The organism is Hartmannibacter diazotrophicus, assembly GCF_900231165.1.
In the GTDB taxonomy this organism is placed as follows: Bacteria; Pseudomonadota; Alphaproteobacteria; order Rhizobiales; family Pleomorphomonadaceae; genus Hartmannibacter; species Hartmannibacter diazotrophicus.
Genome location: NZ_LT960614.1, coordinates 2,834,998 through 2,846,119, shown reverse-complemented (window position 1 = coordinate 2,846,119; position 11,122 = coordinate 2,834,998). Strand labels below are relative to the sequence as shown.

11 protein-coding genes are annotated in these 11,122 nt (G+C 59.8%); 9 read left to right on the top strand and 2 right to left on the bottom strand.

What is annotated here, in order from left to right:
* Position 1: 1 nt before the first annotated feature.
* The 9 genes from flgB (at position 2) to HDIA_RS13340 (ending at position 9,478) form a co-directional block, all read left to right on the top strand.
* The gene (flgB, locus tag HDIA_RS13380) at positions 2-418 is read left to right on the top strand and encodes a flagellar basal body rod protein FlgB (RefSeq protein ID WP_099556617.1); all 417 of its coding nucleotides are present in this window, start codon (positions 2-4) and stop codon (positions 416-418) included.
* A gap of 22 nt (positions 419-440) precedes the next feature.
* Entirely contained in the window at positions 441-851 is a 411-nt protein-coding gene (gene flgC, locus HDIA_RS13375; RefSeq protein ID WP_099556616.1) for a flagellar basal body rod protein FlgC, read from the top strand.
* Positions 852-931: 80 nt separating this feature from the next.
* Positions 932-1,255, top strand: a complete 324-nt coding sequence (fliE, locus tag HDIA_RS13370; protein ID WP_099556615.1) for a flagellar hook-basal body complex protein FliE — start codon at positions 932-934, stop codon at positions 1,253-1,255.
* 159 nt (positions 1,256-1,414) lie between these two features.
* On the top strand, positions 1,415-1,678 hold the full coding sequence (fliQ, locus tag HDIA_RS13365; RefSeq protein ID WP_099556614.1) for a flagellar biosynthesis protein FliQ: 264 nt from the start codon (positions 1,415-1,417) through the stop codon (positions 1,676-1,678).
* A 60-nt stretch (positions 1,679-1,738) separates the two neighbouring features.
* Complete coding sequence (gene fliR / locus HDIA_RS13360) at positions 1,739-2,503, top strand: flagellar biosynthetic protein FliR (protein ID WP_099556613.1); 765 nt, start codon at positions 1,739-1,741, stop codon at positions 2,501-2,503.
* A 192-nt stretch (positions 2,504-2,695) separates the two neighbouring features.
* Positions 2,696-3,766 (top strand): flagellar biosynthesis protein FlhB, encoded by a 1,071-nt coding sequence (gene flhB / locus HDIA_RS13355; RefSeq protein ID WP_099556612.1) that lies wholly within the window; start codon positions 2,696-2,698, stop codon positions 3,764-3,766.
* Between the two features lie 351 nt (positions 3,767-4,117).
* The gene (gene cckA, locus HDIA_RS13350; protein ID WP_245883865.1) at positions 4,118-6,667 is read left to right on the top strand and encodes a cell cycle histidine kinase CckA; all 2,550 of its coding nucleotides are present in this window, start codon (positions 4,118-4,120) and stop codon (positions 6,665-6,667) included.
* A 544-nt stretch (positions 6,668-7,211) separates the two neighbouring features.
* Entirely contained in the window at positions 7,212-8,441 is a 1,230-nt protein-coding gene (locus HDIA_RS13345) for a cytochrome P450 (RefSeq protein WP_099556611.1), read from the top strand.
* A 152-nt stretch (positions 8,442-8,593) separates the two neighbouring features.
* A complete protein-coding gene (locus HDIA_RS13340) occupies positions 8,594-9,478 on the top strand; it encodes an IS1595 family transposase (RefSeq protein ID WP_099556610.1) in 885 nt (294 codons plus the stop codon).
* A gap of 75 nt (positions 9,479-9,553) precedes the next feature.
* On the opposite strand, the gene HDIA_RS13335 is transcribed toward HDIA_RS13340, so the two are convergent.
* Positions 9,554-10,042 (bottom strand): hypothetical protein, encoded by a 489-nt coding sequence (locus tag HDIA_RS13335; RefSeq protein WP_099556609.1) that lies wholly within the window; start codon positions 10,040-10,042, stop codon positions 9,554-9,556.
* On the bottom strand, positions 10,035-10,913 hold the full coding sequence (locus HDIA_RS25370) for a DUF6731 family protein (RefSeq protein WP_157775606.1): 879 nt from the start codon (positions 10,911-10,913) through the stop codon (positions 10,035-10,037). The genes HDIA_RS13335 and HDIA_RS25370 overlap by 8 nt, the downstream gene beginning before the upstream one ends.
* Between the last annotated feature and the right edge of the window lie 209 nt (positions 10,914-11,122).

Here is an 11,122-nt window from a genome sequence, read left to right as displayed (position 1 = left end):
AATGGCGTTTAATGACCTGCCCCTTTTCCGCGCGATGCGAGAGAAAATGATGTTCCACGAGGCGCGCCAGCAGGTGCTCTCGGAGAATATCGCCAATGCTGCAACGCCCGGCTATCAGGCGGAAGATATTGATCAGCCGGACTTTTTCAGGATGGTCGCGTCCTCCGCGAACATGTCGGAAGGCAGCCTCCGGCCGACCGTGACATCCGAACGGCACATCTCGTCGGCGTCAATCGGCGGCGACGGCGAGTTCCGCAAGAAGACCGTCGAGGGCTACGAGGTGACGCCCGACGGCAACGGCGTCGTGCTCGAAGAGCAGATGATGAAGGTCACCAACAACCAGATGGACTACCAGATGGCCGCGTCTCTTTACCAGCGCAGCCTCGGTATCCTGAAAACCGCAATCGGCCGCGGCTGACACAGACTGAAGGGGTTGATCGATGGACTTCCAGAAATCGCTGATGATCTCCGCCGCCGGCCTCAAGGTGCAGTCGGGCCGGATGCGGATCATCGCGGAAAACCTTGCGAACGCTGATTCGGCGGCCCGTTCGCCCGACAAGGACCCGTACCGGCGCAAGATACCGACCGTGGACACCCAGTTCGACCATGAACTCGGGGTGGAACTCGTCAGGCTCGGCCGCGTCTCCAAGGACCGCAGCGATTTCCTCAAGCGCTACGAACCCGGCAGTCCGGCCGCCGACAAGGACGGCTACGTCAAGTATCCGAATGTTCAGCCGCTGATCGAGGTCGTCGACATGCAGACGGCGCAGCGGACCTACGAGGCCAACCTCAATGCGATCACCAGTGCACGGCAGATGCTGCAGCGGACGATCGACATCCTGAAGGGGTGAGGGCCCTTTCGCCACATAAAATCCATGTGCCGCAAGGACATGGAGGAACAAGCTAAGGCACCGAGAGAGGACAGTTCAAGATGGCGCTCACCACTCCCATCGGCGCGGCCAATGCCTATCAGGCGGTTTCGCGACTGGCGAATCGCGGCGGCGAGGCGCAGACTTCGCCCATCAAGGCCGATCAGGGCGGCGGGTTTGCCGATCTCCTGAAGAATCAGGTCCAGGGCGTCATCGACGGCGGCAAGGCGAGCGAGGCCAAGGAAGTGGCGCTCGTTCAGGGCAAGGCGGACGTCGTCGACGTGGTGACGGCGGTTGCCGAAACGGAAGTCGCGCTCGGGACGATGGTGTCCGTCCGCGACAAGGTGATCTCGGCCTACGAGGAAATCATGCGGATGCCGATCTGACGACATTTGCGGGGAGCTGCGGCAGGGCCGTTCCGGAAAGGTGCGGTCGTTTTAGATGATGTGAATTCGCGTTCGGCCGTTCTTGAGGCCATGAGAAGTGGATGGTCGGCGCCGATGGGGATTGGCGGCCGGACCTGACGAGAAGTGAAAGCCGGGACGATGACGGGTGCCGAAGCGCTTGATCTGGCGAGAGAGTCGATCTGGGTCACCGTGGAAGTGGCCGCACCGGTAATGATCGTCGGCCTTGTGGTCGGCGTTGTCATCGCGCTGGTCCAGGCGCTGACGCAGGTTCAGGAAATGACACTGGTGTTCGTGCCGAAGATCCTGGCGATCTTCATCACTTTGCTGATCGCGCTGCCGTTCATGAGCGACGCGCTCAGTAGCTTCATGGTGATCGTCAGCGAGCGGATCATTGCCGGCTGAGCCCGGCCTTGTGGCGCTGCGGCGGCGTGAAAGGCGGCCAATGGTCGGGACGGACAAGCCGTGACCATTCAAATTCTTCCCGGCGTGACGGTTCTCTTCTTTCTGCTTTTCGCACGCATCGGCTCGCTCGTGATGCTGATGCCGGCCCTCGGCGAGCAGACCATTCCCGTCAACATTCGCCTTGCCATGGCGTTGGTCCTGACGCTGGTGCTCTATCCGATCACCGTGACAAGCCTGCCGACCGGACTGGAAAACAATGCGCCGCAAATGATCACGGCGCTGGTGCGCGAGGCGCTGATCGGCCTGGCGCTCGGGCTCCTGATGCGCATCCTCGTCTCGCTGTCCCAGACTGCCGGCGCCATCATCGCCCAGAACATGGGGCTGAGCTTTGCCCAGACCGTCGATCCGACCATGGGGCAGCAGGGTGCGATCCTCGGCAGCTTTCTCGGCATGGTCGGTGTGACGATGATCTTCGTCACGGACCTCCATCATGTCGCGATCGCCGGCCTTGCCGGCAGCTACAAGATTTTTCCGCCCGGCGGGGATTTTCCCGTCGGCGACATGGCTGAGGTCGCGACAGACACGATCGCCGGCGTTTTCGAGGTCGCCTGCCAGATATCGGCGCCGTTCATCGTCTTCGGGCTCGTCTTCTCCTTTGCCCTTGGCATTCTCGCCAAGCTGATGCCGCAGCTGCAGGTCTATTTCCTGGCGATGCCGGTCACGATCTTCGTCGGGCTGATGCTCTTCGCCTTGTTGATGGTGCCGATGGTGATGGCCTATGTTGGCCATATCGAATCGGGGCTGATGCGGCTGGTGCCGCAGTGACGGGCAGCATAGGACGGCCGCTGCGAAACCAGAGCACGATGCGTTCGGGCGAAGGCGCATGAACGAGATCATTATGCGCTAGATTCAATGATGTAGGGCTGCGTGGCGGGCACTCATGTGAAGGCCCATGACTGCACGCGGTTCTATTGAGAAGGGACGCCGCCGCGACGGGATGTCGGGCGGTGCCGGACGATGGCCGAAGGCGACGACAGCGAAAAGACAGAAGAACCAACCCACCGAAAACTGGAAAAGGCGCACGAACAGGGCGACGTTCCGAAAAGTCAGGAAGTGGTGACGTTCTTCACGATGGGCGCGGTGACATTGATCGTCGCCTTCGGCGCGAGCAGCGTCACGCACAGTCTGTCCGGGCCTCTGACCGCCATGCTGGAACATTCCGGAGATCTTCGTCTCGACGGGGGAGGGCTCCTGCACCTCTGGTACAACGTCGGCGACTACATCTTCACGGCGCTGCTCATTCCGTTTCTCTTCGTGATGATTGCCGGCGTCGGCGGACATATGATCCAGCATCGCCCGGTCCTGTCGGGCGAGGGGCTCAAGCCGAAGTTTTCCAAGGTCTCGCCGCTTGCAGGCCTCAAGCGCCTGTTCTCGGCGGAGGCGCTGGTCAACTTCGCCAAGGGGCTCCTGAAGATGAGCCTGGTCGGGGCGGTTCTGTTCCTGATCATGTGGCCGCAACGGCGATACATGGCGCCGATGGTCTCGATGGACCTTGCCGAACTGCTTGCGTTCACCCAAGACCTGTCGATGCAGATGCTGAAGGCGGTGCTCGCGATCCTCGCCCTGATCGCGATCGGCGACCTTATGTGGCAGCGGCATCGCTGGACCCAGAAGCAGCGGATGTCGGTCCAGGAGGTCAAGGAAGAGCACAAGCAGGCGGAAGGCGATCCCACGATCAAGGCCAAGATCCGCCAGATCCGCCTGGAACGGTCGCGCAAGCGCATGATGGCGGCGGTGCCCTCGGCCTCGGTCGTCATCACCAACCCGACGCACTATGCCGTGGCGCTCAAATACGAGACCGGCATGCCGGCCCCGGTCTGCGTTGCCAAGGGCGTCGACCAGGTGGCGTTGCGGATCCGCGAACTCGCCACCTCCAAGGAAGTGCCGATCGTGGAGAATCCGCCGCTCGCCCGTGCGCTCTATGCCTCCGTCGATCTAGACCAGATGATCCCGGAGGAGCACTACAAGGCGGTCGCCGAGGTCATCGGCTTCGTGATGCGGCTCAAGAACCGCAATGCGGACACCTGAGCCCGGCGCGTCTTTTTCGTGAAAAAATCCGGTTGATCATTCGGCCCCGGGCGAGTTCGGCGGGCGAATTGACCGCCGCTGCGCTAGTATTCGTGCAAACGGGCGCGAGACTGATTCGGACGTGGAGAGGGGCATGGGCGCTCCGGTTCCCTTTCCGGGGACGCGGAGAGTTAGTGGGTGTCGCTGGCGCATTTGATGGCGAACGGGCTGGTTGCGGCTCTCGACGCGGCCTTGCGGTGCGTCCATAAGGTGGCTGCCTGATCGAGATTTGTCCGGGGCTGATCGTCCGGCTGTCCGGGGGGCGGTCCCGGCGGCATGGGCTTGCGCGGAATGTGGGGAAGACTGGGTCCGATGGCGGAAACAAGCGAGAGCGAGAACAGTCCGGCCGTCGAGCCGGCGATGGTCGACCGGGCCGGCAAGTCCGGCAACGTCGGCCTTCTGGTGCTGCTTGCCGTCGCGCTCGTCACCGCCGCCGGCATCTTTGCCGTTCTCGACCGGTCGTCGGCCGAGCCCTATGTCATGGGCCTTCTCGGGCTTCTGGCGGTTGTCGGCGTCTTCTCGCTCTTTGCCGGCGCTATCGGGCTGATCCGCTTCGGTCAGGCGGCCGAGGGGCAGGGCTTCGCGCGGCGCTTTCTCGATACGATGTCCGACGGTCTGTGCGTCACCGACCTCGACGGGCGCATCGTCTATGCCAACGGCGCCTATGCCAAGCTGATCCGGGCGGAGACCTCGAGCGAGGTCCGGACGGTCGAGCGGGTGTTTTCGTCAGACCCCGACGCGGCCGATGTCATCTTCCGTCTTGCCCAGGCCGCGCGGTCCGGCATGAAGGCGGAGGAGGAACTGCGCCGTGCCCATCCGCTTGGACGCAGCGACGGGCCGGTGCGCTGGTACCGCATCCGGGTGCGTCCGCTGTCGGGCGTCGGGCGCGAACGGACGATGACCGTCTGGCAGGTCGCCGACATCACCAAGGACCGTGATGCGCAGGAGAACAACTTCCAGGCGCTGCAGCGGGCGGTGACCTTCCTCGATCACGCTCCGGCGGGTTTCTTCTCCGCCGGACCACTCGGCCAGATCGTCTACATGAACGCGACGCTGGCCGACTGGCTCGGCTTCGATCTCGCCGATGTCGAGGACGGTGCGGTGCGCCTGTCCGACATCGTGCAGGGAGATGGCGCGGCGCTGCTTGAAGGCGTGCATGGCGCGCCGGGCGAGGTGAAGACCGGCATCATCGACATCGACCTCATCAAGCACAACGGCCAGAGCCTGCCCGTGCGCCTCATCCACCGGGTGCCTGTGGGCGCCGACGGCGGCATTGGCGACAGCCGGACGCTGGTGATCAACCGCTCGCCGGGCGAGGACGTGTCCGAATCCCTGCGCGCGGCGGAAGTGCGCTTTGCCCGCTTCTTCAACAACACGCCGATCGCGATCGCCGGTGTCGACAAGGAAGGCCGGATCGGGCGCACCAACGCGCCCTTCATGCGGCTTTTCGCTGATTTCGTGAAGTCCGATCCCCGCTCCGGGATGGGCCGTCTCGTCGACGTGGTCGCGGAGCGGGACCGTCAGGCACTGGCCGATGCTCTCGCCGTGGCCGCGACCGGGCAGGGGCAGATCCCGCCGATCGACGCCGCGCTGCCGGGCGACAGGAACCGGAGCGCCCGCTTCTTCATTTCCTCCGTCGAGGAAGGGGCGGGTGATGGCGAGGTTGCCGTCGTCTATGCGCTGGAAACGACGGAGCAGCGGGCGCTGGAGGCGCAGTTCAGCCAAGGCCAGAAGATGCAGGCCGTCGGCCAGCTTGCGGGCGGCGTGGCGCACGACTTCAACAATGTGCTGACCGCCATCATCGGCTTTTCCGACCTTCTGCTGGCCAATCACCGGCCGACCGACCCGTCCTTCCAGGACATCATGAATATCAAGCAGAACGCCAATCGCGCCGCCGGGCTCGTGCGCCAGCTTCTGGCTTTCTCGCGCCGCCAGACGCTGCGCCCGCAGGTGCTTCTGCTCGCCGACGTGATCGCGGATCTGACGATCCTGCTCGACCGGCTGCTTGGCGAGAAAGTCGAGCTCAAGGTCACCCATGGGCGCGATCTGTGGCCGGTGATGGCCGATCTCAACCAGTTCGAGCAGGTCGTCATCAACCTTGCGGTCAATGCCCGCGATGCCATGCCGCGCGGCGGGACGCTCTCCATCGTCACCCGCAACGTGGGGGTGAACGACGTCGGACAATACGACTATCAGGGCTTCGTGCCTGCGGACTATGTGCTGATCGAGGTCTCCGACACCGGCACCGGCATGCCGGAAGAGGTGATGGAGAAGATCTTCGAGCCCTTCTTCTCGACCAAGGAAGTCGGCAAGGGAACGGGTCTCGGCCTTTCCACCGTCTACGGCATCGTCAAGCAGACCGGCGGCTACATCTACCCGGAAAGCGAGCTCGGCAAGGGCACGATCTTCCGCATCTTCCTGCCCCGGCATATTCCGGCCGTCGAGGACGCGCCGAAGAAGCCCGTCGAGCAGACGGCGCTCAGCGACCTGACCGGAACGGCGACGATCCTGCTGGTGGAGGACGAAGAGGCGGTGCGTGCCTTCGCCGCCCGCGCGCTCGCCTCGCGCGGCTATACCGTGCACGAGGCCAGCACTGGCGCCGAGGCGCTGGAGGTGATGGAGGAGACCGGCGGTTCGATCGACCTCGTCGTTTCCGACGTGGTGATGCCGGAAATGGACGGACCGTCCCTGCTGCGCGAGTTGCGCAAGACCCGGCCGGATCTGAAAATTATCTTCGTCTCCGGCTATGCCGAGGATGCCTTCAAGAAGAACCTGCCGGAAAACGAGAAATTCAATTTCCTGCCGAAGCCCTTCAGCCTCAAGCAGCTTGCGACGACGGTGAAGGAAACGCTGAGCGAGTAGCCAAGGCTTAAAAGCCTTGTCAGTTGCCAAAGACAATGATCCGCCTGAGTTATTTTGAGTTTGGCGAACTGCATGAGGATATTGCTCACTTGACGCGTAAATACTGCCAAAGAACAATTCTCTTTCTGAGAAGGAGGTGATGCCATGGCTTTAGAGCAACGCGCATACCAATTGTTGTTGGCTGAGAACCCAATGTCGGCAGAGCAGCTTGCAGGTTGGCTTGACTGCGAAACGAAAATCGCTCGGAATTGCATCGACAGTCTACGTAAACATGGCGATTTCGTTTGGCATGATCCAGTGTTGGGAGCGTTTTGGGCTAGCCGCGACGGGCAGCCTGGGATTGAGCCTCACACCAGATGGAAGAGACGATTCACCGGGCGAAGTACATAGTCGTGTGATCAGAAGTTATCTTGGCGACGGGCATCGTGGGGACTTCGATGTCAATTGCGAGCAGTTTCCATCGCAGCATGAATGTCTATTCGAAACAGGTAACAGGCCAATTGGCTCATTTGAGCATTAGATGGTCGATTGAAAAGTTTCTGCCTTGATCGACTTCGACCGTCACACCCGCATTTTGCGCCAGTCCCCGACCGATCAGGTTTTCGTCCAGAATCCCTATCCGATCTATGCCGCGGTTCGCTCCGTTTCTCCGATCTTCTTCTGGGAGGACTATGGCCACTGGTGCTGCGCCGGCTTCGACGACGTCTCGGCCCTTCTGAGGGACCGGCGTTTCGGGCGGGAGGTGACCCATGTCGCCAGCCGCGAGGAGCTTGGCTGGGAACCGATCCCGGACCGGCTCCAGCCCTTCTACGACATCGAGGCACACTCGCTGCTGGAGCGCGAACCGCCGGTGCATATGCGCCTGCGCGGCCTCGTCAACCGGGCCTTCGTCTCGCGTCAGGTGGAGCGGTTGCGTCCGCGCATCGAGGCGCTCGCCAACGATCTCATCGACGGCTTCGAGGCGAAAGGAGAGGCGGAGTTGATCACCGCCTATGCGACGCCCATTCCGGTCGTCGTCATCTGCGAACTGCTCGGCGTGCCCGCGCGCGAGGCGGATCGGCTGCTCGACTGGTCGCACAGGATGGTGGCGATGTACCAGTTCGGCCGCACGCGGGCCGACGAGGACGCCGCGGTTCAGGCGAGCCAGGCGTTTGCGGCCTTCATCCGGGCCTATGTCGACGAGCGACGGTCGGCCCCCGGGGACGATCTCATCAGCCGCCTGATCGCGGCGGAAGAGGCGGGCGAGACGCTTTCCACCGACGAACTCGTGACCACCTGTATTCTCCTGCTCAACGCCGGGCATGAGGCGACGGTGCATGCCATCGGCAACGCTGTCTCGGCCATCCTGCTCCATGACGTCGATGTCGCCGGTACAACGGCGCGGCCCGGAGGATTTGGCGCCCTTGCCGAGGAACTGCTGCGGTTCGACCCACCGCTGCACATGTTCACGCGCTATGCGCTGGAGGACCTTGACTACAAGGGCGTCTCCTTCAGGAAGGGCGACAAGGTGGGCCTGCTGCTTGGCGCGGCGAACCGCGACCCCGGACGCTTCCCCGATCCGGACCGGATCGATCCGGCGCGCTCCGACGCCGGGCATGTCGCCTTTGGCGCCGGCATTCACTTCTGTGTTGGCGCGCCGCTGGCGCGGCTTGAATTACAGGTCGCGCTGGAGGTGCTCTTCCGCCGCCTGCCGCGCCTCAGGCTCCGCGAGCGTCCGCGATATCGCGACGCCTATCATTTTCATGGCGCCGAGCGGATCGACGTCGCGTGGTAGCAGGATCGGATGAGCGGGCGGCGACTGTCCGGACTGCCGATCACCCTGGTCCGTGGCGATTCCTTTTTCGGCCATGTCTCAACGGGATACACCCGGTGTAGGTCGGATGTATCCCGTTGCGACATGTAGGCAGATGTGCTATAAAATCGGACATGAGCAAGACACCCCCACTCCCGACGATTCGTGACTTCCTTGAGCGTTTCCCTGACGATGACACCTGCTTGGATCATCTGATGCGGACCCGCTACGGCGAACGTCATGCCTGCGCGAAGTGTGGCAGGGATGCCCGCTACTATCGCGTCAAGTCTCGTCGTTCCTACGAATGCGAATATTGCGGCCATCAGGTCTATCCGACCGCTGGCACGCCGTTTGAGAACACGCGTACGTCCCTGCGCGATTGGTTCACCGTCATGTTCATGTTCTGCGCTTCCCGTAACGGCGTGTCCGCCAAGGAAGTCCAGCGCACCATCGGCGTGACGTACAAGACCGCTTGGCGCATGTGCAACCTGATCCGTCAGTACATGGGTTATGTCGACGGCGACGGTATGGTCGGCGGCTCCGGTTCCGGCATTGTCGAAGTGGACAAGGCTTTCATCGGCGGCAAGGACAAGCTCGGACAAGACGACAAGACCGTCGTGCTCGGGATCACCGAACGCGGTGGCGAGACGATCACGCGGGTTATCGAGTCAAAGGCGGCAAAGCATGTCCTGCCGCACATCATGAAATGGGTTCGCCCCGGCTCCCGTATCGCTACTGACGAAGCCAAGGCGTTCATTGGTCTCTCTGACGAGGGATACAAGCACGGCAGGGTCAGCCACCGTGACGGGCAGTACGTGAACGGAGAGGTTCATACCAACTCGATTGAGGCGTTCTGGGGTAACGTCAAACGCTCAATCGCGGGAACCTACATCACCGTTTCTCAGAAGTGGCTCCAGACTTACCTGCACGAGTTTGAGTTCCGGCAGAACCTTCGGAAGAACCCGCACCTGATGCTAGAGCTTCTTTTGCAGGCGTTCCCGAGGCCGGAGGCAAAGTGACCATCGCGTTGAGAAGCTGGTCAAATCGTTTCCCAGCATCAGCGTTTTTCTTCACTTCAGGCGACACTACCATTTCTAGCCCTTTATCCGATGCCTATCTTCGACGGCGACGAGAACGCCGAAAATATATGCTGTTCTAGCAAAGGCCAAGAACGCCCATACAAACATAGAGAACCAAAGCGCGATTATATAGAACCATGTATCATCAATATCCGCTGCCTTTTTATCCAGCACTATAAGCGGCATTGATGTGATCGTCAGAATGAACCCTATATAAATCGCCCACTTCGTGTATTTTATGAAATGTTTCATAGGCATACTGTTTCTTATCTCGCCTATAAAACCATCTCCTTTACTTGCTATAAACCCAAATATTCCAAACAAAAAGCCCGTCTGAATAGAAGCCCAATCGAATACTGCGCTATATAACGCTTCAATCGACAGATCGTGTTCAACAAAATGCGACAGAGTAGCATCCTTGAACACGCACAAGACAATAAAGGTCGCACTACCTGAGAAAACAGGTCCATACTGCTCAACCTTCAATGTCAATTTGTTAGGCATTCATATCTCTCATGAGTTCTCGGAGAACAATTTTTCTTATGTTGTAATTTATCTCTGGGTCCCGTTCGTGGTAATCAATTATTCTTGTTTGGGATAGAACGTCATCAAGAAAATCAATTTTCCCTTCATTTATAGATTTATCGTCAGATATGGCCTGCATTGATTCAACATGAAGATCATCTTCTTCAATCTTGTTCATCATACTTCGAACGAACCCCTTAATATCATCGGCCAAGCCGCCCTTGCCATGTCCCATAGACATTTCAATGGTGATCCTCGGAGCGTCATACGCCTCGCTCAACCTTGATATAGCAATCGATGCGGCTTCCTCTTGTGGAAGGTTCGCTAGATTTTCTGCACCAGCAACAGAGACGCACAACCTTCTTACACCGCCGTTCAAAAATCGTTCCCAAGCATCTCTTGTGAGAATTGGGACGAATTTATAAAATTCTGCCCCATTATGCTCGCTGATGTACTGACCAAATCTTGAAGGGCTAATTATCCTGCTGTTATTCTGTATTCCCAAAATTCCTCTCTCGGAATTGTATCGAAATACGATCGAATGTCCGAGTGGATTTATCGTTGTTAATGCAGATATACCGTTTTCAATTACTTCTGACGGCATGTTTATGCGCTGTATTCTAGTTAATTCTCCGCATATGCAATGCTGACCGTCATCTTCCATAACTTCCAGCCGCACATCGTAGTCTTGCGCGAGTTTTCTCTCTCTGCGTGACGCTGGCTCAATATCTGAAATTCTTCTGATCGATTCAACGAACGTCGGATGATTGGCCGCTAGTCGGTCAACGTTGAAAAACCGAAAAGACGTTTTTTTCTCCACCATCCCCTCCCAGACCAGTTTGACGTGCATCGAAGCACGATTCCAAACCGTAGGGAAGAAATTCAAGGCATTATCAATCAATCATGCGGTTTCAGGAACACACAATATATTGAGGAATACCTAGGACAAATTAGGAACAATACGACATGTTGTGCCGTGGGTCGACTCAGCGACCATGGAGGCGTATAATGGTTGCGACGGCGATTCGTTGACAACCGCCGTCGCTGCGTCAGCGACCT